This window comes from Dorea sp. D27, assembly GCF_001185345.1.
Taxonomy (GTDB): domain Bacteria; phylum Bacillota; class Clostridia; order Lachnospirales; family Lachnospiraceae; genus Extibacter.
In genome coordinates this window covers 464,711-490,770 of the sequence record NZ_KQ236743.1, presented here as the reverse complement: position 1 = coordinate 490,770, position 26,060 = coordinate 464,711, and the positions used below count along the sequence as shown (strand labels likewise).

The 26,060-nt window shown below is 49.5% G+C and carries 26 protein-coding genes; 4 read left to right on the top strand and 22 right to left on the bottom strand.

Annotation, left to right across the window (positions count from 1 at the left end):
• The first annotated feature begins 147 nt into the window (after positions 1–147).
• The 3 genes from HMPREF0980_RS02330 (at position 148) to HMPREF0980_RS02320 (ending at position 3,517) form a co-directional block, all read left to right on the top strand.
• Positions 148–1,416: an ATP-binding protein gene (locus tag HMPREF0980_RS02330; protein ID WP_049727526.1), complete on the top strand. Its 1,269-nt coding sequence runs from the start codon at positions 148–150 to the stop codon at positions 1,414–1,416.
• Positions 1,417–2,274, top strand: coding sequence for a DNA-binding domain-containing protein (locus tag HMPREF0980_RS02325; protein ID WP_049727525.1), 858 nt, complete (start codon positions 1,417–1,419; stop codon positions 2,272–2,274).
• Between the two features lie 193 nt (positions 2,275–2,467).
• Positions 2,468–3,517 carry a PTS sugar transporter subunit IIC gene (locus HMPREF0980_RS02320; protein ID WP_049727524.1) on the top strand — a complete coding sequence of 350 codons (1,050 nt, stop codon included), beginning with the start codon at positions 2,468–2,470 and terminating at the stop codon, positions 3,515–3,517.
• Positions 3,518–3,593: 76 nt separating this feature from the next.
• On the opposite strand, the gene HMPREF0980_RS02315 is transcribed toward HMPREF0980_RS02320, so the two are convergent.
• From HMPREF0980_RS02315 to mtaB, 9 genes are all read right to left on the bottom strand, one after another.
• The gene (locus HMPREF0980_RS02315; RefSeq protein WP_049727523.1) at positions 3,594–4,745 is read right to left on the bottom strand and encodes a double-cubane-cluster-containing anaerobic reductase; all 1,152 of its coding nucleotides are present in this window, start codon (positions 4,743–4,745) and stop codon (positions 3,594–3,596) included.
• A gap of 160 nt (positions 4,746–4,905) precedes the next feature.
• The gene (locus HMPREF0980_RS02310) at positions 4,906–6,132 is read right to left on the bottom strand and encodes a peptidase U32 family protein (RefSeq protein WP_049727522.1); all 1,227 of its coding nucleotides are present in this window, start codon (positions 6,130–6,132) and stop codon (positions 4,906–4,908) included.
• Positions 6,116–6,784 (bottom strand): O-methyltransferase, encoded by a 669-nt coding sequence (locus HMPREF0980_RS02305; protein WP_049727521.1) that lies wholly within the window; start codon positions 6,782–6,784, stop codon positions 6,116–6,118. Before HMPREF0980_RS02305 ends, HMPREF0980_RS02310 begins: the two co-directional genes overlap by 17 nt.
• Positions 6,785–6,874: 90 nt before the next feature.
• The gene (locus tag HMPREF0980_RS02300; protein ID WP_049727520.1) at positions 6,875–8,542 is read right to left on the bottom strand and encodes a ribonuclease J; all 1,668 of its coding nucleotides are present in this window, start codon (positions 8,540–8,542) and stop codon (positions 6,875–6,877) included.
• A gap of 2 nt (positions 8,543–8,544) precedes the next feature.
• A complete protein-coding gene (locus tag HMPREF0980_RS02295; RefSeq protein WP_049727519.1) occupies positions 8,545–9,024 on the bottom strand; it encodes a Fur family transcriptional regulator in 480 nt (159 codons plus the stop codon).
• 6 nt (positions 9,025–9,030) lie between these two features.
• Positions 9,031–9,291 (bottom strand): DUF1292 domain-containing protein, encoded by a 261-nt coding sequence (locus tag HMPREF0980_RS02290; RefSeq protein WP_049727518.1) that lies wholly within the window; start codon positions 9,289–9,291, stop codon positions 9,031–9,033.
• 18 nt (positions 9,292–9,309) lie between these two features.
• Complete coding sequence (gene ruvX / locus HMPREF0980_RS02285) at positions 9,310–9,741, bottom strand: Holliday junction resolvase RuvX (protein WP_049728296.1); 432 nt, start codon at positions 9,739–9,741, stop codon at positions 9,310–9,312.
• Between the two features lie 5 nt (positions 9,742–9,746).
• Complete coding sequence (locus tag HMPREF0980_RS02280) at positions 9,747–10,010, bottom strand: IreB family regulatory phosphoprotein (protein WP_006442140.1); 264 nt, start codon at positions 10,008–10,010, stop codon at positions 9,747–9,749.
• 57 nt (positions 10,011–10,067) lie between these two features.
• Complete coding sequence (mtaB, locus tag HMPREF0980_RS02275) at positions 10,068–11,351, bottom strand: tRNA (N(6)-L-threonylcarbamoyladenosine(37)-C(2))-methylthiotransferase MtaB (RefSeq protein ID WP_049727517.1); 1,284 nt, start codon at positions 11,349–11,351, stop codon at positions 10,068–10,070.
• A 196-nt stretch (positions 11,352–11,547) separates the two neighbouring features.
• On the opposite strand from mtaB, the gene HMPREF0980_RS02270 reads away from it, so the two are divergent.
• Positions 11,548–11,781 (top strand): HPr family phosphocarrier protein, encoded by a 234-nt coding sequence (locus HMPREF0980_RS02270; protein WP_049727516.1) that lies wholly within the window; start codon positions 11,548–11,550, stop codon positions 11,779–11,781.
• Positions 11,782–11,855: 74 nt separating this feature from the next.
• Here HMPREF0980_RS02270 and thiI read toward each other — a convergent pair whose 3' ends face one another.
• The 13 genes from thiI to HMPREF0980_RS02205 all read right to left on the bottom strand — a co-directional run bounded on the left by thiI (position 11,856) and on the right by HMPREF0980_RS02205 (position 26,039).
• Entirely contained in the window at positions 11,856–13,037 is a 1,182-nt protein-coding gene (thiI, locus tag HMPREF0980_RS02265; protein ID WP_049727515.1) for a tRNA uracil 4-sulfurtransferase ThiI, read from the bottom strand.
• Between the two features lie 82 nt (positions 13,038–13,119).
• Positions 13,120–14,280, bottom strand: coding sequence for a cysteine desulfurase family protein (locus tag HMPREF0980_RS02260; RefSeq protein WP_049727514.1), 1,161 nt, complete (start codon positions 14,278–14,280; stop codon positions 13,120–13,122).
• A 40-nt stretch (positions 14,281–14,320) separates the two neighbouring features.
• Positions 14,321–15,061 (bottom strand): 16S rRNA (uracil(1498)-N(3))-methyltransferase, encoded by a 741-nt coding sequence (locus HMPREF0980_RS02255; RefSeq protein WP_049727513.1) that lies wholly within the window; start codon positions 15,059–15,061, stop codon positions 14,321–14,323.
• Position 15,062: 1 nt separating this feature from the next.
• On the bottom strand, positions 15,063–16,025 hold the full coding sequence (gene prmA, locus HMPREF0980_RS02250) for a 50S ribosomal protein L11 methyltransferase (RefSeq protein ID WP_049727512.1): 963 nt from the start codon (positions 16,023–16,025) through the stop codon (positions 15,063–15,065).
• A gap of 10 nt (positions 16,026–16,035) precedes the next feature.
• Positions 16,036–16,602 carry a manganese efflux pump MntP gene (locus tag HMPREF0980_RS02245; RefSeq protein WP_049727511.1) on the bottom strand — a complete coding sequence of 189 codons (567 nt, stop codon included), beginning with the start codon at positions 16,600–16,602 and terminating at the stop codon, positions 16,036–16,038.
• Between the two features lie 227 nt (positions 16,603–16,829).
• On the bottom strand, positions 16,830–17,711 hold the full coding sequence (locus HMPREF0980_RS02240) for a glycoside hydrolase family 25 protein (RefSeq protein WP_242847322.1): 882 nt from the start codon (positions 17,709–17,711) through the stop codon (positions 16,830–16,832).
• Positions 17,704–19,770, bottom strand: a complete 2,067-nt coding sequence (locus tag HMPREF0980_RS02235; protein ID WP_049727509.1) for a GGDEF/HDGYP domain-containing response regulator — start codon at positions 19,768–19,770, stop codon at positions 17,704–17,706. The genes HMPREF0980_RS02240 and HMPREF0980_RS02235 overlap by 8 nt, the downstream gene beginning before the upstream one ends.
• Positions 19,771–19,841: 71 nt before the next feature.
• A complete protein-coding gene (locus HMPREF0980_RS02230) occupies positions 19,842–21,338 on the bottom strand; it encodes an AAA family ATPase (RefSeq protein ID WP_049727508.1) in 1,497 nt (498 codons plus the stop codon).
• A complete protein-coding gene (locus tag HMPREF0980_RS02225; protein ID WP_049728295.1) occupies positions 21,335–22,639 on the bottom strand; it encodes a vWA domain-containing protein in 1,305 nt (434 codons plus the stop codon). Before HMPREF0980_RS02225 ends, HMPREF0980_RS02230 begins: the two co-directional genes overlap by 4 nt.
• Before the next feature lie 32 nt (positions 22,640–22,671).
• Positions 22,672–23,643 carry a leucine-rich repeat protein gene (locus tag HMPREF0980_RS02220; protein ID WP_049727507.1) on the bottom strand — a complete coding sequence of 324 codons (972 nt, stop codon included), beginning with the start codon at positions 23,641–23,643 and terminating at the stop codon, positions 22,672–22,674.
• A gap of 124 nt (positions 23,644–23,767) precedes the next feature.
• A complete protein-coding gene (locus tag HMPREF0980_RS02215; protein WP_049727506.1) occupies positions 23,768–24,583 on the bottom strand; it encodes an alpha/beta fold hydrolase in 816 nt (271 codons plus the stop codon).
• 72 nt (positions 24,584–24,655) lie between these two features.
• On the bottom strand, positions 24,656–25,261 hold the full coding sequence (locus HMPREF0980_RS02210) for a YdcF family protein (RefSeq protein WP_198146142.1): 606 nt from the start codon (positions 25,259–25,261) through the stop codon (positions 24,656–24,658).
• Entirely contained in the window at positions 25,248–26,039 is a 792-nt protein-coding gene (locus tag HMPREF0980_RS02205) for a Cof-type HAD-IIB family hydrolase (RefSeq protein WP_049727505.1), read from the bottom strand. The genes HMPREF0980_RS02210 and HMPREF0980_RS02205 overlap by 14 nt, the downstream gene beginning before the upstream one ends.
• Between the last annotated feature and the right edge of the window lie 21 nt (positions 26,040–26,060).

Genomic DNA, 26,060 nt, shown 5'->3' with positions numbered 1-26,060 from the left:
GGGTTGGGGAAAAGATTTCAAGGAAAGCACCTCTTGGCGTATTTGATATAGTCTATGTGAAAACAGAAGCTTTTGTGCTTTTCCATATAAAATTTTCCTATACAAAGGGGCAGGAAGAGGCTATATTAGATAGAAGAGAGGTATATCATGAAAAAGTCTTTTGGAAATATTATTTTCTTCAGCCTTGCCATTACACTGGCAGCGCAGCTTAATATCAACTTGTTTATCACAGATTTCAAACTGTCTGTAGCTGTCATATGCTTTCCGGCGTTTTTATTCATCGCGCAGTCTTTCCCGGTCATTCCGGTAACCGTGGCCGGTGCTGCCGGAGTATTTGCATCCAGGCTGCTCCTCGTCTGGCTGCAGAATGGCCGTCTGTCAGGAGCCGTTCGGTCTTATTATCCGGAAGTGATCTTTTATCTCTGTTATGGTCTGGCGTTCTATCTGTATACCCGCAGCCTCACAGGTCGCCGTCTTGACAGGAACCGGGCAATCCTGCCGCTTTTTGCCATAGATTACGGTGCAAATCTAATCGAACTTCTGTTCCGCATCCGTCTCGAAGCGTTTACACCGAAGGCTCAGGCAAGCATACTGCTGGCCGCTGCCGCCCGTACTGCAGTAATATGGTGTGTCCTGACCGTGTTCGCACATTACAGGCTGCTCCTGCTCAAACAGGAGCATGAGGAGCGCTACAAGCGGCTTGTCCTGCTAATCTCCAAGCTGGACGGCGAGGTCATGTGGATGAAGAAGAATACCACACTTATTGAAGATACGATGAACACTTCCTATCGCCTTTACGAACGGTTAAGGGAGGCGGACGAAAGCAGCCAGCTTGCCAGATCTGCACTTAAGGTAGCCAAAGACATCCATGAGGTTAAGAAGGAATATCTGCTCATCATGAGGGGGATATCAGAGGCGCTCGATGAGGAACTGGAAGGGGACGGCATGTACGTGGATGAGCTGCTGGACCTTCTGAAGGATACGATGATCCTATCTGCTGCGGAGCACAAGAAGAGGCTGACGATGGTGGCGGACTGCCGCGACCGGATATACACGAACAGGCACTATGCCCTTATGTCAGTCTTCCGGAACCTGTTCGTTAATGCGCTGGAAGCGGCTGAAAAGGATGAAGTACATATATATGCAGGAGAGCAGGCAGAGAATGGCATGTACATATTCACGGTTACGGATGACGGACCCGGTGTCCCCGCAGAAGACCAGTCTGATATATTCAAGACTGGCTTTTCTACAAAGATTAACTTTTCGACAGGAGAGGTGAACCGGGGGCTTGGGCTGAATCTGGTCAAAGATCTTGTGGAGGACCAGTTCGGCGGAACGCTTGAACTTTCATCCATCCCTGGAAGAACGACATTTACCATTAAAATTCCTCAAGAAAAAATGAAGGTGGTTGTTTAGATGAAATTTTACTTGATTGATGATGACAGGAACATACTGAATATATTGAAGCTGATTATCACAAACCGGAACCTTGGCGTCGTATGTGGCACGTCTCTGAGTGGAACCGATGCGCTGGAAGACGTGCGTATGCTCGCCCCGGATATTATAATCGTGGATCTGCTCATGGCTGACATGGACGGTATCACTTTTGTCAGAAAAGCGGTTGAGTTCCTTCCGCAGACGGCTTTTATCATGCTGTCACAGGTATCTTCCAAGGATATGATTGCGTCTGCCTATGAGGCAGGCGTCGAATATTTTATACAGAAGCCGGTGAACAGCGTGGAGGTGGAAAATGTCATCTCTAAGGTTAGCAGGCATCTTACTATGCAGCGGACGGTACAGAAGATGCAGCATATTTTTATGGACGAGATGCCTTCCCACTCTCATGAACCGGAACGGACTGCATCTGCCGCCGGTGCTTCGAGAACCGTGCTGACGAATATACTTCAGAGGCTTGGAATCAGCGGTGATATCGGAAGCCGGGATATCGCCATGGCTGTCGAATATCTGCTGGAGCACGATGGACAGATCAACGACATGACGCTTGGGGAGCTGTGCGGAAGGTTCAGTGATTCGCCGAAGTCCATGGAACAGCGTATCCGCCGGGCCGCCAACACCGGGATGGTAAATATTGCCCATCTCGGCATCGAAGACTATGGCAATGAGATATTTACGGAATATTCTAATACGCTTTACAATTTTGAACAGGTGCGCAGAGAGATGGACTATATCCGGGGAAAGAGTGACAGGCATGGCAATGTTAAAATCAAGAACTTCCTGAATGCGCTTGTCGTTTACAGCCAGAACCAGCAGTAATTATCTATGGGCAGAATTAACAGTATCATTATGGTCATTTTGTGAATTATCACAAAATTCCGTATGGTACTGTTTTTTTATGTCAATTTTGTTACCATCTGTAACTTTTTGAAACCTGACTTGTATATTGGTTTCATCAATATGAGAACGGAATTATTTATGAAATCATCATTAAGAATTGAGAGGTAGAAAAATGTTCACAATTGTATCGGGAATAGGATTACTGCTCGTCACTCTAGCCGGTTTCTCGCTCTTCAGCCTGAAGATGCCAAAGGGCCAGCTCGCCATGTCCGGCATGGCCAACGCTGCTATCGCCACGTTTCTCGTAGAAGCTGTGCATAAATATATCACTGGAGATCTGCTCGGCTTAGACTTCTTCCGCAGCCTTGGCGAGACAGCCGGTGGTCTGGGCGGAGTCGCTGCCGCCGCCATGGTGCCGATCTGCATGGGTGCGAATCCTGTGCTTGCTATCGTCGCCGGCGTAGCCGTCGGAGGATATGGCATCCTTCCTGGATTTATCGCGGGCTATATCATCGGACTCATAGCCCCGGTTATTGAAAAGAAGCTGCCTGAGGGGCTGAACCTTATCGGGGGAGCGCTCCTGATTGCACCTGTCGCACGCCTCATCGTCATAGCCGTCAACCCTGCCGTCAACGCGACTCTTGCCACTATCGGCGGCACGATATCCGCTGCCACGGAACAGTCTCCTATCGTCATGGGCTTTCTGCTCGGCGGCATTATAAAGATGATATGCACGTCACCGCTGAGTTCCATGGCACTGACTGCCATGCTCGGGCTTGACGGGCTTGCGATGGGCATTGCCGCCATTGCGTGTGTAGGAGGCTCTTTTACCAATGGCCTCATCTTCTCCCGGCTGAAGCTTGGTGACAGAAGCAATGTCATTGCCGTCATGCTGGAGCCGCTAACGCAGGCCGACATCATAACATCCAATCCGCTTCCTATCTACTGCTCTAATTTCTTCGGCGGAGGATTCGCCGGGATATCAGCTGCAGTGTTCCATATCGTGAATAATGCACCAGGAACAGCATCCCCGATTCCGGGACTTTTAGCGCCGTTCGCATTCAATCCTGCAACACATGTCATCGGCGCCCTGGCATTCGCTGTAGTCGGCGGGTGTCTGGCAGGCGTTGTCGGCAGCAGGGTATTTCGTCAGAAAATAAAAGTCCCGGCTGTTCCTGCAAATGACGAAAGGGGTCAGACCCCTGTCGCGACAGGGGTCTGACCCCTTTCAAAATTCAGACAATATTCAGACATTTTAAAAGACCGCCTCCGGGCGGTCTTTTCATTTCTTGTCATGCCTACAGCATTTCGATGAATGCGGCAATCCTTGTATTCAGCTGGCCGATATCTGCCTGTGAATAATCTGTCTCTACACTGATATATGGTATGTTCTTCTTTTCATTTACGAACCTTCTGATGCTGAGCGTCTCTACATTGTATGTGTGGCAGGCCTGGAGCACCATCTCCACCACGCCGTCGACTCTATATTCATCGATGAGCCTTCCGAGCAGTTCCAGGCGGTTTGGATTCGGTGTCATGACAGAGCAGCCGATATTCAGATATCTTCTGGCCAGTGCATCGTATATATCCGGGTTGTCCTCGTTGACGAGCTTATCGATGGACTTTGCTCCGGTACAGTTCTCATATGTCACTACGATTCCTCCATTTTCTTCAATCGCCTTAATCACCTTTTCAGACGCGCCGCCGATTGGACATCCTGTCACGAGGATGCGGGGCTTTTTCTCTTCCATCTTTCCTTCGGCGTATTCTTTATTGATTTTATCCACCAATGCGTCAACCTCGCCCGGAATGGCAGCGCGGTCTAACTTGAAGGTGCTGCCGTACAGGACCTTGAACAAGTCCTGCCCTTTTATGGGAGCAGGATCGTTTTTCATCACTTCATACAGCTTCTTCAGAGAACGCCTACAGGCGTTATTGACCTTCACCGCATCCCGAATCTGCTCTTCCGTTATCTCTGTCTCAAACTTCTCTTCCAGATATTCCTTGAATCGGATGATTTCGCTTTTCCACAGCTTAAGCGCTTCTTCCCCCTGGGTATTCGGCAGTTCCATCAAGAACACGTCCTTGAACTCTTTCATGTATTCATACATTTTCTTCTTGCCGTCACACGTCGTCTCACCGACGACTACATCAGAAAAGTAAAAGAAAGGACATTTCTCCGTCTTCGCAAATCCATAGCTTGACTTGATGAGCGGGCATAAGTTCTTCGGCAGGTCTTTCTCCGCCTCTGGTATCGTCTCATCTGACGTGGAGCACAGGCCCACGGTTGCCGCCCCCATCGCCATGGCGATTTCCTGTGGAAAATATGTACAATAGGCGCCTACGATCGGCACTCCTTTATCCTTTAGCTCCTTTACCCCTAAAAAAGAATTTTTACGCTGTTCGGCAAATTCCTCAAATACTTCCGGCAATTCCCTGATTATCTCCATTTTATCCTCCTATGGTTCTTCCTAGATTTTAATCAGAATGTAAATGCATCCTACAGTTATCCTATCACCGCACGCCTGATACCGCCAATTAAAAAGGCAAATAAAAAGACCGCCTTATAGAGAATCCCTATAAGGCAGGCCTGCGATACAGATTTACTTTCTATGGTTCTGCTCTTCTTAATATGTCATACATATCCGCTCTGCTTCCCAAATCCACGTACAGTACCTGTTTAGGATGAGGCGCGCTTTCCTGTTCATTTCCCTCTTCATCTACGAGCCGCCTGACCGTGACCTCCACATTTTCCCCGTTCGGCTTCATAATCTCAACTATCTCGCCTACAGAGAATTTGTTCCGCTGCTCTATGCGGTACATCCCGTCCTTCCCGCCGCTGATGATACCAAGATACGTATATTCCTTCACATAAGTGTTGCTGTCATATATCTGACTTTCATCGCCCGGTTTGCCGAAGTAGAACCCGGTCGTAAACTGCCGGTATGTGCAGTTGGATATCTGGTCAAGGTACCAAGGCATGTTTTTCCGGTACTGTTTCGGATCCTCAGAATAATCATCGAGTGCTTTACGGTAAGTCCGGGCTACCGTGGCCACATACAGCGCGGTTTTCATCCGGCCTTCTATCTTGAGGCTGTCGATACCGGCATCAATCAGTTCAGGGATATGTTCAATCATGCACAGATCTTTAGAATTGAAAATGTACGTGCCCCGCTCATTTTCATACACAGGCATATACTCGCCCGGACGCGTCTCCTCCACGATAGAATATTTCCACCGGCACGGATGTGTGCAGGCTCCCCTGTTAGCGTCCCGCCCTGTAAAATAATTGCTAAGAAGGCAGCGACCTGAGTAAGAGATGCACATTGCCCCGTGCACGAAGCTCTCTATCTCCATCTCCTCTGGTATATGTTCCCGTATCTCTTTGATTTCAGCAAGCGATAGCTCTCGTGCCGACACGACTCGCTTCGCCCCCTGCTTCCACCAGAACAGGTACGTCCCGTAATTCGTGTTGTTCGCCTGCGTGCTTATATGCCGCTCAATTTCAGGACATATCTCGCCTGCAATCTCAAAGACTGCCGGATCGGCGATAATAAATGCATCTGGGCCTATTTCCTTCAATTCTTTAAAATATTTCCGCACCCCGGGCAGATCATCATTATGTGCGAGTATATTAGCCGTCACGTATACTTTTACATCATGGGCGTGGGCGAAGCGGATTCCTTCTCTCATGTCTTCCATGGAGAAATTCTTCGCCTTCGCCCTGAGTCCAAAGGCTTCACCTCCGATATACACCGCATCGGCTCCAAATATTACTGCTGTTTTCAACACTTCCAGGCTGCTCGCCGGAATCAACAACTCAGGTTGTCTGGCCATCTCTCTTCTCTCCTCGTTTTATGCTCAGTGCCACACCGTCTCCAAGGGGAAGAATCGATGTGGGCAGATCTTCTCTGTGCTTTAATTCATATAAGTATTCCCGCATACGGCTGTGAATCGTACGGTTGCGCCTCTCAACCGCGAACCGTGACTCGATGATATCACCGTCCTGCAGTACATTATCAGACATCAGGACTCCCCCATCCGTAAGCAGACGGACAGCCTCCGGCATATAATGGATGTACTGCCCCTTTGCCGCATCCATGAAAATAAAATCAAACGGGCCCTCGAGCCCCTTCATCACTTCCAGTGCATCCCCTTCTATAAGCGTAATCCTGTCTTCCTGCCCTGCACGCCTGAAATTGCCGCGTGCAATCGGAATCCGCTTCTTATAGTTTTCTATAGTGGTGATACGGCAATCCTCAGGCGCATACTCGCTCATGAGTAACGCAGAAAAGCCTACTGCCGTCCCCACTTCAAGTATCCGCTTCGGCTGACACATAGTAACAATCACCTTCAGAAAACTCTGCGTCTCCTTCCGGATAACCGGCACAAAAGAATCCACCGCCTCCTGCTCAATCTCCTCAAGTACCGGCACTTCCGGCATCTCCAGGCTGCGGATATACGTAACCATTCGTTCATCAACAATCATTCAGGTACACCCCTTTATCCATTTTGGTACACCACAAAGTTCAATTTGGGACGTAACCCTTTTGAAAAAGATCACGTCCCAAAACACATTTTATACATCCATTATAATCGGAAGTATCATTGGCCTTCTCTTTGTTTTCTTCCAGATATACTCATTCATCGTGTCGCGGATTACGAGCTTTATCTTGCTCCAGTCAGCGTTCTTCTGATGTGTCAGGCAGTCCTCAACAGCGTTTGTAACTACTTTTCTCGCCTCTTCCATAAGCTTTTCCGACTCACGCACATACACGAAGCCACGGGATACGATATCCGGTCCGGCCATCAGCTGGTTGCTGCCCTTTTCCAGTGTCAGCACTACGATGAGGATACCATCCTCTGCCAGATGCTGCCTGTCGCGGAGAACGATGTTGCCGACATCCCCTACCCCGAGGCCGTCCACGAGAATTTCTCCTGTGTGCACTTTATCTGCCACTTTGGCCTCTTTGCCGCTCAGCTCGAGCACCTCACCGGACTGCAGGATAAAGATATTGTCTTTAGGAATGCCGAGTGTCTGGGCTATCGCTGCATTTGCTTTCAAATGGCGGTACTCGCCATGCACCGGAATTGCATATTTCGGTTTTACGAGCGAATATATGAGCTTCAGCTCTTCCTGGCAGGCATGTCCTGATACATGGGCATCCTGAAAGATGACATTCGCGCCTTTTGCCGACAGTTCATTGATGACTTTTGAAACGGACTTCTCATTTCCCGGTATCGGGTTCGAACTGAAGATTACCGTGTCTCCCGGCATAATCGTTACTTTCTTATGCACATCCGCCGCCATCCTGGACAGCGCCGCCATAGACTCTCCCTGGCTTCCCGTCGTAATAAGGACGGTCTTTTCAGGCGGATAGTTCCGAAGCTGGTCAATCTCTATAAGCGCATTGTCCGGAATATTGAGATATCCCAGTTCCCGGGCTACTGCAATGATATTGACCATACTGCGCCCTTCCACCACGACCTTGCGGTCATACTTGCAGGCAGAATTGATAATCTGCTGCACTCGGTCTACATTAGACGCAAATGTGGCAATGATAATCCTCGTGTTCTGATGTTCCGCAAATATATGGTCGAACGTATGTCCCACCGTGCGCTCAGACTGGGTAAAGCCGGGACGCTCTGCGTTTGTACTGTCAGACATGAGAGCCAGTACACCTTTCTTCCCAATCTCCGCAAACCGCTGCAGGTCGATGGCATCACCGAACACCGGTGTGTAGTCCACCTTAAAGTCACCTGTGTGCACCACGATGCCGGCCGGTGAATATATCGCCAGAGCCGCCGCATCCTGGATACTGTGGTTCGTCTTTATAAATTCAATCCTGAACTGTCCAAGGTTGATGGACTGTCCGTGCTTTACTACTTTTCTTCTCGTGCTTCTGAGCAGGTTGTGCTCTGTCAGCTTCTTTTCGATAATACCCATCGTGAGCTTCGTCGCATATATTGGAAGATTCATCTCCTTCAATACATAAGACAGCGCACCGATATGATCCTCATGTCCATGGGTGATTACGAATCCCTTTACTTTTTGGATATTGTCTTTCAAATAAGTGACATCCGGGATGACGAGATCGATTCCGAGCATGTCATCCTCCGGGAATGCCAGACCGCAGTCCACGACAATAATACTGTCTTCATACTCAAAGGCAGTAATGTTCATTCCAATCTTTTCCAATCCCCCGAGTGGAATGATACGCAGTTTTCCATTGTTTTCTTTTTTCAAATCTACACCTCCACGTGCTTTTCCGTACTATTCTGCCTCTCCAGGCATTCTTTGCATTGTCCATAGAACTTTAATTCGTGGTCTAACACGTGGAATCCCGTTGCCTCTTCTATATGGCTCTCCAGCTCTTCCAGGAGATCATCTTTAAAGGGCAGTACCTTTCCACAAGTCTTGCATATCAGGTGATGATGGTGATGTTTGGCTTCCCCGAGAAAAAGCTCGCCGATTTCATAACGCGCACACCCATCATCCAGATTGATACGATCCACCAATTGCATTTCCAGCAACAACTGCACTGTCCGGTAAATGGTCGCCAATCCAATATCAGGATAGTCTTCCTTCACCAGTTCGTAAATGTCTTCCGCAGCCATGTGTTTATCACGATGTTCTGCGAGCACCTCTAATACAAGCAACCTTTGATTGGTTACCTTAAGACCCTTTTCTTTCAGTAATTCTTTAAATTTTTCTTGACTGACTGACATAGTATACTACCTTTCAATAACAACATCTTCCAGCAGCTCCTCAAACACTTTTGATACAGCGCCAACCTCCACATCGTCCTCTACGATTTCATAGATGCTGTCTGAACCGTCTTCTTCTGATGTATCTTTTAATATCAGACATTCTGCATCATCTTCTTCCGAATCTGTCACAAGAATGTATGAAACTCCATTGACTTTTGTCTGCTCCAGTACAAAAAATTCTGCTTCTTCCTGCATCTCTTCAGACATGAACTTGATTTTCTCCATTAAAACACCTCACACAGATTATTCTTGTCCCACATATATGGAATCCAGATATCCCTGCAATATAAAAACAGCCGCAATCTTATCGATATACTTCTTGCGGTCCTCACGTCTCACCTTATTTTCAATTAAAGTCCGCTCTGCTTCTACCGTAGTCAGACGCTCATCCCACATCACGACCTCAAGGCCGGTCCGCTTTTTAAGCATCTCACCAAACTTCAATGACTGTTCCGCCCGTATTCCAATATCATTATTCATATGCTTCGGAAGCCCAAGCACGATTCGCTCCACTTCATACTCGTGGATAAGCTCCTCTATCCGGGCACATGTCCTGCGCAGCTTGTTCTCTCCCTTGCGAAAAATCGTCTCAACACCCTGGGCCGTAAGCCCCAACGGGTCGCTGACAGCTACACCGACAGTCTTTTCGCCGTAATCCAGTCCCATAATTCTCATAGACATTATACCCAGCCGTTATGCTCAATATACGTCTTAAGCATCTCTTCTACAAGTTCGTCCCGTTCCATCTTCATAATCAGACTTCTCGCACCGTTATGGCTCGTAATATATGTCGGGTCTCCTGACATAATATATCCAACGATCTGATTGACCGGATTATAACCTTTTTCACTTAATGCTTTGTACACAATCTCAAGAATATCTTTTGCTTGAATCTGTGGACCGCTTTCTACCTGAAAAAACTGGGTGTTACTTAAATCCTTCATATACTCACGTCCTCCAAAAATACTTCTATTTCATTCTAAACCATAGCACCCGAAAATTCAATGAATTATTTGCAAAGGGCTCTCAATTTCTACATTTATGACCTTATTTGTAAGATTTTCTGACCCTTTTCGTCCAATTTTGACATATTCTTTCGTATGGCCGATTGCATAAAGTTCCCCGTCTCGCATGACAGTTTCTTCCACCAGCACTTCAGCCGTCGTTCCTAAAAGCTTTGCCTCATAAGCCGCCTGCTTTCTGCGGCTCAGTTCGAGCAGTATGCCGCTGCGTGCCGCCTTCACCTCATCCGGCACCTGATTCTCCATCGCAGCGGCTTTTGTTCCTTCTCTTTTTGAATATTTAAATACATGTGTCTCATAGAAATCCACCTTGTCGATAAAAGCTCTGGACTCTTCAAACTCTACATCCGTCTCACCCGGAAAACCGACGATTATATCCGTTGTCAGCGCCGGATTTTGGAAATATTCACGCAGCATTTTACATTTCTCATCATATTCTTCTGCCGTATAGCGGCGGTTCATCCGCTTCAACGTGGCATTGCAGCCGCTCTGCAGCGACAGATGGAAGTGAGGGCAGAATTTCGGAAGCCCGGCAAGCGCTCCGGCAAACTCCGCGGTTATGATTCCCGGTTCCAGGGAGCCAAGCCGGATGCGTTCCAGACCCGCCGTCTCATGTACTGCATGAATCAGTCCAAGCAGGGTGTCACCTGTGTCAACGCCGTAGGAACTGAGATGTATTCCCGTAAGCACCACCTCTTTATATCCTCTATCTGCAAGCCTCCTGACCTCCGCCAGCACGCTCTCCCTATTCCTGCTCCTGACACGTCCTCTTGCGTACGGGATGATACAGTAGGAACAAAACTGGTTGCATCCGTCCTGCACTTTGATGTAAGCCCTCGTATGTTCTGCCGTCTGGCTTAAGTTCAGTTCCTCGTACTCGTCGGTGTGATTGATGTCCACAAGGCCTTCTCCTGCTTCCCATCTGCCGTCTTCATACTCCTTCAGAATCTGTATCAAATCCTTTTTGCGGTTATTTCCTATCACGATATCAATGCAGTCGTCCGCCCCCTCGCCCTGGGCCTGCACGTAACACCCCGCGGCCACGACAACTGCGTCCGGATTCATCTTCCTCGCCCGGTGAAGCATCTGCCTTGATTTGCGGTCCGCCATATTTGTGACAGTGCATGTATTGATAATGTATATATCTGCCCCTTCTTCAAATGGCACTATCTCGTATCCGTGCTGTGCGAGAAGTTCCTGCATCGCCTCTGACTCATAGGCGTTGACCTTGCACCCCAGGTTGTGCAGCGCTACTTTCTTCATACTGATTCTCCTAATCCACTGATGCCCTCAGCCGGCAGAAGCGCGTCTGTGGCATGCCGGCCCAGAGTATACAAATTGTTGTAAGTTTTAACGAATTTTTTCCAATTTCTTTGGCAGTTTGTTCCTTGACTTTTATACCTTGTACTCTTAAGATGTTTATAGAACATGAAAAGAAAGCCAAGGAGGGTTAAGTCCAATGAAAACAGTTCAGATCTCTTTAAATTCAATCGACAAAGTAAAGTCTTTTGTTAATGAAATCACTAAATTTGATTATGATTTTGATTTAGTATCCGGAAGGTATGTCATCGATGCAAAGTCAATCATGGGAATCTTCAGCCTCGATTTATCCAAGCCAATCGACCTGAACATTCATGCAGACAACGATGTGGATACCGTTTTAGAAATCCTGAAACCATATATCGTAGACTAAATATTAAAAAACATAGAAAATCAATGTGCCTGCACCGCCTCATATGAGCGGGCAGGCTTTTTTCATATTCAGAACTATTTCACTTCTATAATTTCCACGGTCTCCAGCGCCTTGTCAACAAGCTCATCTATTTTTGCAGACAGCTTTTCTTCTGAACGGCGGATTACCTCTACGTTCGGCTTCGTCACCGGATGCTTGGCCACGAAAATTGTACAGCAGTCCTCAAATGGCTGTATGGACGTCTCAAACGTATCGATCTTTTCCGCGATATCTACAATCTCCTGCTTGTCAAACCCGATGACCGGCCGATAGACCGGAAGCGTACACACTTCGTTGGTCGCCGCAAGACTCTGCATCGTCTGGCTGGCCACCTGCCCTATGCTCTCCCCGGTGATCAGGCCGAGGCATCCATCCTTCCTGGCAAAATGCTCTGCAATCCGCATCATGTACCGCCGCATGATTATCGTCAGCTCATCGTGGGGGCACTGGTCATAGATATAGAGCTGGATATCTGTAAAATTCACGACGTGGAGCTTTACCGGCCCCGCATATCTGGATACGATCTTAGCCAGATCCACGACCTTCTGCTTCGCCCGCTCGCTCGTGTACGGCGGCGCATGGAAATAAGTGGCCTCGATTCCGACACCCCGTTTCGATATCATATAGCCGGCCACCGGGCTGTCGATTCCTCCGGAGAGAAGCAGCATCGCCTTCCCGTTCGTACCTACCGGCATTCCGCCCGGTCCAGGTATAATCTTGGAATACACATAGATAGAATCCCGCACTTCGATATGAAGCATCACATCCGGGTCGTGTACATCTACGCGGATATCCGGAAACGCTTCCAGAACCGCCTCGCCAATATCACGGTTCATCTCCATGGACGTCCTCGGATAAGTCTTTCTGGCACGTCTCGCCTCCACCTTGAACGTCATCTTCTTGTCTGGATACAGCTCGTCCATATATGCGGCCACATCCTTCTTCAGCTCCTCAAATCCCCTGTCCTCCATGCGCACGACAGGACAGATGCCGACGATACCGAATACCCTTTTCAAATGCTCTACCGTCTCCTCATAGTCATACTCGCCATCGCAATCCACATAAATCCTCGCCTGGGACTTGTGTACATAGAATTCGCCGTCCACGTCGCGCAGGGCATACCTCACCTGACGCACAAGGGCGTCTTCAAATAAATACCGGTTTTTTCCCTTAATTCCAATTTCTCCGTATTTTAACAAAAATGTATGAAATCTCATCGTATTTTCTGAATCCTCTCTGAATTTTGAAAGGGGTCAGACCCCTGGCTTCGCAGGGGTCTGACCCCTTTCATATTTTTCGTTATTGTCTGACATATTTCCTTAGCATTGGTACTATATTATATAGTGTGTCCAGCGTATAGTCAATCTCTTCTTTCGTCGTAAATTCGGACATGCTGAATCTGAGCGTGGCGTCCAGGTATTCCTGCTCTGCGCCTATTCCTTTGAGCACCCCGCTGATTCCGGGATGGTTGGAGGAACATGCGGAACCGGATGACACGTATATCCCCTTTTCTTCCAGCGCGTGCAGCAGCACTTCGCTGCGGACTCCGGCAAACCCGACACTGATGATATGAGGGGCGGATGTCTCGTCATACAGTCCGTGGATGGTCGTATTGTCAATCTTGCGGACTCCGTCTATGAAATGTGCTTTCAAGTTCCTCATCGATGCTACTTTTTCGTCGAGATTCGTATAAATCGTCTCTGCAGCCAGCCCAAGACCTGCGATTCCAGGCACGTTCTCGGTTCCTGACCGGATGTTCTTCTGCTGCTCCCCGCCGTATATGACAGGCCTTATCTTCACCTGTTCCCCGATATAGAGGGCGCCGGTTCCCTTCGGACCATGTATCTTGTGTCCGCTGATGGAACACATATCCACCTTCATACGTTTCGGATATATGCGGTACTTTCCAAAGCCCTGCACCGCGTCCACATGGAATAGTATGTTACGGTTATATGCCTTGACGATGCTTGCCGCCTCGTCAATAGGCTGTACAGACCCAACCTCATTATTTACATACATGACCGACACGAGAATTGTCTCATCGCACAAAGCGGCCTTCAGAGCATCCAGGCGGATTCTTCCATATTTGTCAACTGGCAGAAATGTCACCCGGAACCCTTCCTCTTCCTCCAGGAATCGCATCGTATTGATGATGGCCGGATGTTCTATGGACGATGTTATGAGATGCTTCCCCGCCCGGCTGTTTGCCCTTGCGGCACCTATAAGGGCCAGGTTGTCGCTCTCTGTCCCGCCGGAGGTGAAAAATATCTCCTTTTCCTGAACTTTCCACAGCTTCGCCAGTCTTTCCTTGGCCTGCTTTATATACTTCTCCGCTTCCACGCCCTTCGCATGCATGGAGGATGGATTGCCATAATCATCGCACATCACCTTGCGCACAAGGTCCCCCACGCTATCATAAGCTCTCGTAGTTGCAGAATTGTCCAAATATATTTCTCTCATAATTCCACTTCCTGCTTTTTATTCTCAATAATAGATTATGTCAGTACCCCTCAAGATGGAACATAAGTACAGACAAAGTTGCTAACCCTGCTGTCTCTGTCCTTAAGATCCGTCTGCCAAGCGTAATCGGCCTGGCCCCCGCTTCTATGGCTGCCTCGACTTCCTCCCGCTCGAATCCGCCTTCCGGTCCTATAAACACGCCGACAGACTGGCCGGGTACAATCGAAGCTATGACCTTTTTCGTCTCCTGCATGTCCTCTGCCAGCTCATAAGGTATGAGCAGCACATCCAGATTGGAGGCCTGTGAAAGCGCCTCCGCGAAGCCAGCCACCTGTGCAACCTTCGGGATATAGCCACGTCCGGCTTGCTTGGACGCGCTCTCGGCAATGCTCTGCCACCGCTGCGTCTTCTTCTCCGCCTTCTTCTCATCCAGCTTTACCACGGAACGCCTTGTCACGACAGGCACTACCTCCGAGACACCGAGCTCCACAGCTTTCTGTACGATCAGCTCCATCTTGTCCTGCTTTGGCAGTCCCTGGAACAGACAGATTCTGGACGTAAGTTCCGTGTCTTCCGGCTGCTCCTCACATATGCGTAAGACAGCGTGCCCCTCCTCGTACCGGTCCACAGTACACACGTATTTCCGGTTGTCGCCGTCACTGACGGCCACAGCCTCGCCCGGCCTCATACGCAGGACATTCTTCATATGGTTGACATCCCGTCCTTTCACAAAGATCAGGCCGTCCCTGACCTGGGACGGTGTTACGAAAAAATGCTGCATCCTACTTCTCCTGGTTCTTTCTTGCTGTGACAGAGACCCATTCTCCCTGATGGTTGATTTCCAGTACCGTAAGCCCGGCTGCCTCCACGGCTTCTACAACCACCGCTTCCTTTTCCTCAATTATGCCGCTCGTAATATAGATTCCTCCCGGCTTCAGATGCGGAAGGATAACCGGCGTAAGCGGCACGAGCACATCCGCCAGGATATTGGCCGCGACGATATCATACCGGTCATATCCGACCTTATCTTGTACCTGTCCGTCATCAATGATATTTCCAATCATGACTTCATACTGTCCTCTGCCGATTCCGTTCGCTTCCATATTCTCATGGGTGGCATCGATGGCACATGGATCAAGATCCGTCCCCACCGAATATCTGGCGCCGAACTTGAGCGCCAGCATTCCAAGGATTCCGCTTCCGCAGCCCACATCTAAGATCTCCGTATCCGGCGTCACATATGTTCTGAGCTGCCGGATGCAGAGCTGCGTCGTCTCGTGCATCCCGGTCCCGAACGCGGTTCCCGGATCGATATGGATGACGAGGCGGCCGCTGTCCTTCTCCTCCACCTCTTCCCAGGACGGAATCACAAGGATATCATCAATCGTGAACTGGTGGAAATACTGTTTCCAATTGTTCACCCAGTCTACATCCTCGGTCTGTGATTCTTCTATCATGCATGTCCCCACATCCACATAGCATTTCATATCTTCCAGCTCTTTGTGCACTTGCCCGAGAATGGCCTGCGTGTCTTCCTCTTCGCCGAGGTAGAAAGTCAGGTATGCCGACCCGTCATCCTCAGGGATCTCCGGAAGGATGTCTACGAACATCTGCTCCTTGTCCCCTTGCGTAAGAGGTATCCTGTCCTCTATCTGCACGCCCTGTATGCCCAGGTCCATCAGCATGCTGCTCACGATATCTTCCGCTTCCGTCGTCGTCTTTAAACGAAATTGATTCCACTTCATATACATTCTCCTATAATATTCCCAGATGAGAAAGCAGGATTTTGAACCCCATAAGGATGAGGATTGCCCCGCCTGCCAGCTCCGCTCTGGATTTATATTTCGTTCCGAATACATTGCCTATTTTAACACCTGCGACAGATATTGTAAATGTAATCACGCCAATAAAACTCACCGCCGGGGCGATTGAGACATGGAGGAACGCAAATGTAACTCCAACTGCCAGCGCGTCAATGCTCGTCGCCACCGCCAGCCCGAGCATCGTGCGCACATCGAGGGATTCGTCCGTATCCTCGCAGCTGTCACAGGCGCCGCGTGCTTCCCGCATCATATTTACCCCGATAATGCCAAGCAGTATAAATGCTATCCAGTGGTCCACCGACGTTATCACTTCCTTGAACTGTACTCCCAGCATATATCCTGCAAACGGCATAACTGCCTGGAACAGTCCAAAATATAAACCGACGACGCCCGCCTTCGTCCAAGTGCATTTTTTCATGGCGAGGCCCTTACAGACAGAAACCGCGAACGCATCCATCGACAGCCCTACTGCAATGATAAACAATTCGTACAATGCCATATTGTATCTCTCCTTATTTTAGCTTTAGTATCAGAACGAAGAGCTTCCCATACTATAAAAAAGACCCATCCGTGGCGTATCCACGGATAAGTCTCATTATTTAAAGTAATGCCAGATGTATCTCATCAGCATGTTGACAATACTACGCCCAGGCGCCAACTACTCCCTTACCGATAGTTGATATTATACTGTCTGGCAGGTGCCTTGTCAACAAAAAATACCATTTGTTAATCGTTCTCAAAATACACGTTCAAATCTACATTCCCGCCAATCCCGGGAACCTTTCCCGACTCTGTATACTGCCACATGGCGAATTCATACGGGCACTGGGGGACAGGTTCATAATCCGCATACCATTTGGCATAGCCTGCAAGTCTTTCTAGGTTCAGCGTGAACGCCATCCATTTCATGTTGGCATATATCATGCTGTCATAGCCTGCCTCTTCTATCCGGTCACAGAAAACGATACAGTTGTCTGTAAACTGGTCCCTGTCCAGACCGTCTGTCCGGGCCGTATCGTCCTTTATCTCTTCCGTGTCAAACACGACCGGATATGTAATGTCATACCCTCGGATACGGTCCAGTACGAACTGCGCCTCCTCAAGCGTCTCTTCCTCCGACACTGCCTGGGAAAAGAAATAGACCCCCACGGCAAGCCCTGCCCCGAGGGCGCCATCCATGTGTGACCGGAACATCTTATCTTCCACAAGCTTTCCGGCACTGCCGTATCCCCGGTATCCGACCCTCACCATAGCAAATTCTATCCCCGCTGCGCTGACCTTGCCCCAATCCACCGGCTGCTGGAATTCAGAGACATCAATCCCGGTCCTGGATATCCTCGCTCCATCCTTATCCGTATAATACTTGAAGCCGTCCTTCTCCTTCAGCCGCCCGTAATCATAACCGCACAGCGGCAGTCCCTCGATGTAAGCCGCCTCATACTCTGCGCCCTCTACATCGACAAACTTATAAGTATTCCCGGCGGGCTCCTCATGCACGGCGCCTTCCGTCTCCGCGGTGTCACCGTTCTTCCGTCCGGAGCCGGCCGCAGAACAGCCATACAGGAGCAGCACCGCTGCCAGCACTCCAAGGGCCTTAAGCTTAGTCATCAATCTCATTATCCATAGGAGAGATGACGGAGAGGCAGCTCTCCATGGATTCTTCGTAGAACTTGAACTGGTTCCTCCCCTCCTGTTTGGATGAATATAAAGCCTGATCGGCACATTGGAACAGCTTCTCATATGTAGTCCCGTCTTTCGGATATATGGCAACGCCCATGCTGATGGATATCTTAAAATTATAATAATAGTCCGCAAGAGAATCAAAGATGCGGTTGACGACATAAGAGAAATCGTCCCTGTACTCGGCAAAGATAAGGAATTCATCCCCGCCGACCCTTGCCGCTATATCCTCGCTTCTTATGTTCTGGAGTATCTTCTTCGCCACGAACTTCAGTACCCGGTCCCCGAACAGATGACCGTGCTGGTCGTTTGCGTTCTTGAAAAAGTCCAGGTCGAACAAGATCAGCCCATATTTACAGTCCGTATCTTCCTTCAGCATAGCAGTAATGATCTTCTGTGCATTCGCGTGGTTATACAGCGAGGTGAGCATATCCTGGGCCGCGGCCTGCTTCAGCATGTTCATCTCCAGCCGCTCCTCATGAACATCGATCATCTTGCCGATAGAGCCGCTATAGATCCGCTTCTCCTCGTCGCTCCAAAGCGCACGGGCTATCAGCTTGCACCAGCGCTCCCTGCCCTGGATACGCAGCTGGTATATGCCGCTGACGACAGGATGCGCCGGAGTGGCGCTTCGCAAGTTCCTCTGTATCTCGCACAGGTCCTCACGGTCTATAATCTCGACTATCATGGCATTATCCATAGGATGGAGGGCTATCTCGTCTGTTCCGAGATAGTTGGCACCCCACTCGGACAGCATGATCATATCTGTCTCCGCATTGTATTCAAATTGTATCTCCTGGGACATGGAGGCAAAGAACTGGTACTTTATCCGCTCCTGCTCCAAAAGGTTCAGCGTACGGTCCGAAGCCGTTATTCCGCCGGTTTCCAGAAGTTCAGATGTAATATTCCTCATCTCATTGTGCATCGTTCCACCGAGGGAACGCACCTTCAGTTCTCTGGAAATATGGTCTCCCTCTTCAATCAGGCATTCCAGCAGGACAGGATTAAATGCACCGCACTCTCCGTGCAGTATCATCTCCATCGCCTTCTCGTGGGCATAGGCAGGCTTATAGACGCGTACGCTCGTAAGAGCATCGTACACGTCGGCAAGCGACACGACCTGCGCCGCTATCGGAATCTCTTCTCCCTTCAGCCCGTCGGGATATCCTTTTCCGTCATACCGCTCGTGGTGCCAGCGGCATATCTCATAAGCCACTTTAACAAGCCCCTCGTTCTGGTGGTTCGGCACGCTTCTTAACATCTCCGCCCCGATGGCGGAATGGGTCTTCATAATCTCAAATTCTTCTTTCGTCAGCCTACCGGGCTTGTTCAATATCTCTTCCGCTATGGATATCTTGCCGATGTCGTGCAGAGCGGATGCGTTCGTGATAAGAGCGATAGCCGCGCTGCTGAGACTGTACTCCTCCGTATGGCGTACAAGCGCTTTGAGGAGTATTTCTGTGATAATGCGGATATGCATGACATGAAGCCCGCTCTCACCGTTACGGAACTCGACAATCGTACTTAGAATCTCTACCATAAGATAGTTATTCTTCTCTTTTTCCAGAATCTGATCCGTCACCATGCTCTGCAGCATCTTCTGCTTTGCGTACAGCATAATCGTATTGCTGACCCTGCGCCGGACCGTCTTCACATCGAACGGTCTGCTAATATAATCTGTCGCGCCAAGGTCATAGGCCTGGTCGATATAGGCTGACGACGTCTCCGCCGATATCATGATGACCGGAATGTGCTCAATCCATTTCCCTTTATTCATCATCGCAAGCACTTCAAAACCATCCATCTCCGGCATTACGATATCCAGAAGAATGATTGCGATGTCATTTTCATTTTTCTGCAGATACTGCACCGCCTCCAGGCCATTTACCGCCTCCGCAATCTCATATTCGTCACCGAGCATGTCGGACAGCAGCGACCTGTTCATCTCCGTATCATCTACAATTAATATTTTGTGTCTTTTGTCCATACCCCTACCTTGCCACATCAAATAGAATTTCAGTTACAGTTTCCTCTATCATATCACATTCCGGCTTATTTTCAAAGGTTAATCATATTCTCTTCCACTTCGTCCAGGCGGCTCATGATAGCCTCATGCTGCTCGTCAAAGAGAAGTCGTTTATTATAACGGTAATATTTATCACAGCCATATTCCTTCAGATACTGGATGCTGTAGTAATTCGTGTTCAGCTCTGTGATGAAAGACACCATCTCCTGGCTGTCCCCGAACGCATCCTCCATAAAATCAAAGGCATGATCCAGCGCCTTGCCCGCTCTTGCGGCGGCTGCTTCTCTCAAGCCGGCCTCCTTCCGGAACGCTTCCTTTACCCGGCCGAATACAGCTTCCTGAGGCAGGTGCTCTTTTCTGACCATTTGCCCGTATGATTCCAGCGTACCCAGCATCCTTCTGTAAATCTCCTCCTCCCGCCGGCTTAGCTGCTCGGCTTTCCGAAGCCTGTCGTGCTCTTCCTGGGCGGCGGCAGTGGCGGCTGCCAGCGTATCTCCCTCCTTCATCCTGAGCAGATAGCCGTGCAGGAGCGTCACATACCGGTCCGTCATGACATAGTCCCGGAACAGTTCACCGAGCTTTCCCGTCAGGATTCCGACGACGCTGAGGCGTTCGTCAAAAGGCGCATACTTGAGCTGCTCCAGTACATCTTTGCCATACTGCCCGTCCAGCACTTTCTGCAGCCCGTAATCTTTCTTATATTTCGCAAACAATTCCAGATAATTCGCAAAGTCTTTTGCAATCTTCCAATGCTGGATATACTGGTATACCACCTCCCTGTCCGCTTTCTTCCCAATCACGTCATAAGTCTTGATCAGCTGGGACAGATCTTCCCATCCTCTGGCGGTGGCAAACATCTTGCCGTCCACCGTCGTCTCTATCTTGTAGAAATACTCCCTTTTCAGTTCCAGATACGCGAGGACCGCCGGATGGATCTCAGCCGTATATGCATACTCCTTCCAGACTTCAAAGTTCTCCTCCACGTCTATCTTCTTGATCCGGTCCAGCGTTACGACATCAAAGTCTCTGACCGATTTGTTATATTCAGGCGGATTCCCTGCCGCAACGATGATCCATCCTTCCGGCACCCTCTGGTTGCCGAACGTCTTGCACTGGAGAAACTGGAGCATCGTCGGCGCCAGCGTCTCCGACACACAGTTAATCTCATCGATAAACAGGACGCCTTCCCGCATTCCCGTCTGCTCAATCTTGTCATATACCGCAGATATGATCTCGCTCATCGTATACTCGGTCACCGAGTATTTCCTTCCCCCGTATTCTTTCTCCTGGATGAAGGGAAGGCCAATCGCGCTCTGCCTCGTGTGGTGCGTAATCGTATAGGCGACAAGCCCGATACCGCATTCTCTAGCAATCTGTTCCATAATCTGCGTCTTGCCGATTCCCGGCGGGCCCATGAGCAGTATCGGCCTCTGCCTGATCGCGGGTATCATATACTCGCCAAAGTCATCTTTTTTCAGATAGGCCTCTATCGAATCTTTTATCTCTCTCTTCGCACGTTTTATATTCATTTGCTGTCTCCTTCTATGTCTTCCCGCGCCAGCACAAGCTTCATCGCCCACGGAGGCACGTCTGTGTCTTCATAATCCTCATTGAAAAATACAAATGCCGTTTCATATGGCGGCATCTTCGACGGATATGTCCCCCGGCCGTCTGTAAAATACAAAAGTCCCCTCAGACGGCTGAACGCCCGTTCCTTCAAAAGCTGGTCCACATAAGTGAACGCCGGCCTGAAGTCGGTTCCTCCCTCGCCGTACAGGGTCAGATTGTCCATATAGCGCCTGAGCTCTTCCTCATCTGTTATCTTCTCATCTGTCTGCACCGTATCGTCACACTGTATGATATGGATGTTTACTTTGCGGAAGAAGCTGTCATTTTCGCTGAGCACCGCGTAAGTCTCTTCCAGGAACTTCTTCACCAGCTCTCCGGAACATGACATCGATGTGTCAATGACAATCACAAACTCTTCCACCTTCTGTACCTCACGCCATTCCTGCGGTTCTATGAGCGGCATGTTGCCGTACAGTTCAAGTCCGTATGAGTAGAACACATAGTCAAAAGAATCCGGATCCACCGCCACCTCTTCCTTCAGTACAGAAAATTTGCGCAGGAACTGGCGGTAGTCGGCCCGCTGGCGGTTCTCCACTTTCACCTGGTCTATGAGATGTCCCGAATCAGCAGAAGCCTCTTTAGAGAACGTCTCCATATCTGTCTCCATCTGTTCGCTGATATCCTGCCACTTGTTCTGAATCTGCTGCTGTTGCTTCTTGTCATCCTCATCCGGCCAGCGGCTATGGCTGTCGATTCTGAACTCTTCTTCCAGCCGCATAAGCTCCCGCCCGCCCATTTCCCGCTCCGTCAGCGCGCTATACACTTTCTCGGCCGTCAGCACCTTCATCTTTCCTTCCAGCCTCCGGTATACCTCTCTGCGGAGGACGGAACGCCTTCTCAAGATACAGCGGTGCCGCATCCCATCTATAATATACTCTGCCACGATGTCACATGCAAGGTCATAGTATCTGGAATCCCGTCCTTTTCTTCCTGTCATATGCCGGAAGATACAGTGCAGCACCATATGAAGGTATATACGGTTGACGAGTATCCTCTCCGTCCTGTACATGCCTCCGAGATGACGGGGATTGAAATAAATCGCGAATCCGTCTGTACCCGTTGTCTCTATATTTTCGTCCATGATATAAGAAAAGCTGCAGAGGGCCACGTCGAGAAAACGCATCTTCATGTAAAGTTCGTTTCTGGACGTGAAAAGGATCTGACGTCCAACGGTCTCGAGCTGTTCTGTAATCTTCTGCATGTCATCCATATTGTCTGCACCCTCTTTCCTGATTATAATTCAAATCGTTTTCTCTTTCCCGCCGGCAGCTTCTGCCTCTCGTTCATCAGCACACCGACCAGTTCTGTACGCCTAAGCTGAGAAGCTTTCGTGACGGCTTCCTCAAGAGCCCCTGATGACCAGCATCCTTCTTTGGAGAGGAACCTTGTCTCATCGAACGCTTCGTGCTCCGCCACATATCTTCCCACAGCCTCCATATGCTCCCCAAGATAGCTCATATAAGCTGCTTTTGCCGTCTCCGATAGCCGATAAGGGTACATGAGTCTGCCGAAGGCAAGTTCAATCACCGTCTCTTCTTTTTCCTCCGCTACCGCATAAGGAAGAAGCTCGTCATATTTTTTATAATCCACCTCATGGCTGTAAAAACATTGCCGGTAATATCCGCCGGAACCGTGGTGGTGTGTCACGAGCAGCCGGGCAGGTGTATTCTCTACAGCTTCCTCATAATGCTCCGGAAAGAGAAGCCTCGCCATCTGTACCTTATTATCCGCTACATGATGATACAGTACCGCGTGCACGGCATAGCGGATTTCATCCACGACAGACTTCAGAGCAGACTTCTCTCCTCTGTAAAAATGTATCTCCACCTCCCTGAGACGACACCCGGTAAATGCTCCCCCGCCGATGTCGAGCAGGCTGTCGGACAGTATAAGCTTCTTCAGATTCCTGCACCGGTAAAATGCATATCTGCCTATCTCGCGGACTTGTCCCGGAAGACGGATCTCTTCCACCTCTTCCGCACAGATTCTGTGCCGATTGCTGAGATACCCGGCCTCAGGACTTAAATATACGTTATCCGCCTCCGTTCCTGCCTCGGAAAATGCATAAGGTCCTATCCCATCTACCGTCTGTCCTTCTATCTCATCAGGTATATATAATTTCCCGTCTATACCATAGCAGCCCGTCAGGACTACCCTGCCCCCGTCTTTCTTATAGTGGATTTCCGGGCACTGCTGTCCTCCCATAACTTCCTCCTCTTATACTGAAGCCTTTCCCTGGATGCCCCGATTTGCATCAGGTAAATACGGACAGGATGCAGCCATGCCGACTCATAAAATGAATCTTCACCGCTGCACGCTGTCCGCCTGTTTAGAGCTTTCCTACTTCTTTTATAAATATACAGTTAAATTCCTCCAGCTGGTCATATACGATTCCGTGCCCGCTCTTATCGAGCTGATAGAGCTTAGAACCTTCGATGCATTTATGTTGTATTTTCACAAGATCGTTCGATACGACCGTGTCTTTCGTCCCATGGATAAGAGTGGTCGGCACCCGCACCGCGTCAAGGTCTTTTCTGCCGTCTTCATCCCGAAGGGAGTATGCAGTCTCAATCGTCGCGATTCCAGACGCGGACAGCGCAATGAGCTCGAACCAGTTTTTTGCCGCCTCACTCTGGCAGCTGGCAAAGAGCTGCTCATGGCTGAAATTTCTTGCCAGCTGCGGACGGTCCGTCTCTGCCATGCAGATGAGGCCGTCTACATATTCTTTCGTCAGGCCATACGGAAACCCGGCCCTTCTCGTCCAGCACGGCGCTGCCGCCGCAAGAAGTATCAGCTTCTTTACACCGTAAGATCGGTAATTCTTCATATAACGCAGCACGATCGCGCCACCCATGGAAAAGCCGGTCAGCACGAAACGGTATAGCTTAAGTGCCCGTACTACCCTGTACACGTCATCCGCAAGCGTGTCGTAGTCATAACCACATGCCGGGGAGTCCGAATTCCCAAAACCTCTGATATCCATGAGCACCACTCTGTAGTTATTCTGTACAAGAAGCGGAATCTGATACTCATACATCTCGTGGGATAAAGGCCAGCCGTGCAGTAAGAATACCGTCTCTGTACATTCCGGATTATATACATACACGGCCAGCTTCACCCCGTCCTTTGCTTTCACGTAAAACATTTAAAATCCTCGAAACTGTCTTTTATATCAATATATGTAAATCCGCATCCCACCGTGCAAGGATTCCTCCGCTTACCAGTACCCCCTGAACAGATTGCTGTACATGTTCCACCACGTCTTCATGTAGAACGAAGCTCCGCACAGCCACGTCTGTTCCACCGGATCGTCCGCTTCGCACATGACATAGTCAAGGTGGAACTTTCTCGCATAATGATCAGCTTTCCTCAGATGCCATCCATTCGTCACGATGATACAGTCCTTAAAGCCATGCTTGTCCATAACCTCTTTGGCATACATCATATTATGATAAGTGCTTACGGCCTGTGTCTCCGTATACAGCATGTCCTGCGAGGCTCCAAGTTCAAGCGCATACGTTTCCATGACTTCCGCCTCCACGTAGGAGTTGAACACTGCTCCCCCGCTCAGCAGGAGACAGTCCGCTTTCCCTTTCCGCAGCAAAGAGACGCCCTTTTCCACTCTTGACTTCATGACCGGAGAAGGAGATCCGTCCTCCTCAGCGTGATAGCCACACACGATTGCACAGTCGTAGGTATTCTTTTTCCATCTTTTATCCGGCTTGCGGAACACCGTGCAGAATATAAGTACGTTCAGAAACAAAAAACCGCACGCCATCTGCACGAATCGCTTCGTCCGCCTCCGTACATTATATAAGTCCATAATGCTCCATAGCTTTTCTGATTCCGCCCTCTTCCACTTTTCCCGTGATATGCTCCGCATACGGCTCCAGGACGGCATCATGCACGCCCATTGCCACAGCGTGATCTGCAAATTCAAACATGGACAGGTCATTGCTGCTGTCACCGAACACGTATATCTGGTCCTTATCAAGCCCGAGGCGTTCCATGATAAACCGTATGCCCGTCGCTTTGCTGTATCTCTTCTGAACACACTCATAGATGCCCTGTCCACGGTCTATCGCTTCCATATCCGCACTTATAAAGTCCAGGAAAGCCTGCTTATCGCTCTGGCTGTCTGTATACACGAGCAGCTTGTCATATATAAAGTTCTTTTCCTCCATGGCACACTCGGTGCCAAGACCTGCAAGCGCGAAGTATCTCCGCATGCTCTCTATCTGCTCGAACCGGGATATCCTGTTGGAAAAGTATACGTCTTCCGTGCCTTCGCAAAGGCCTTCCAGGTTACACCTTTTCATACAGTCGATCAGCTCGGTTCCCCTCTCTTTCGGAATATGGTTTTCAAGCAGCACCTCGTCCTTATATAATATGTAAGTGCCGCATCCGCACAAGTATCCGTCCAGCTGCATCCGGACCGTCTCCGGCGGCAGGCATCCATAAGTCCTGCCGGTATTAATAAAGGCAAGATGTCCGTTCCCCCTGGCGGTTCGGAGCGCGTCCAGCGTGCTCTGAGGTATCTCCCTTGTATTCTCGCTCAGCAAAGTTCCGTCAATATCAAAAAATAATGCGGCCTGTCTCATCCCTGCACCTCTCTCTTTGTC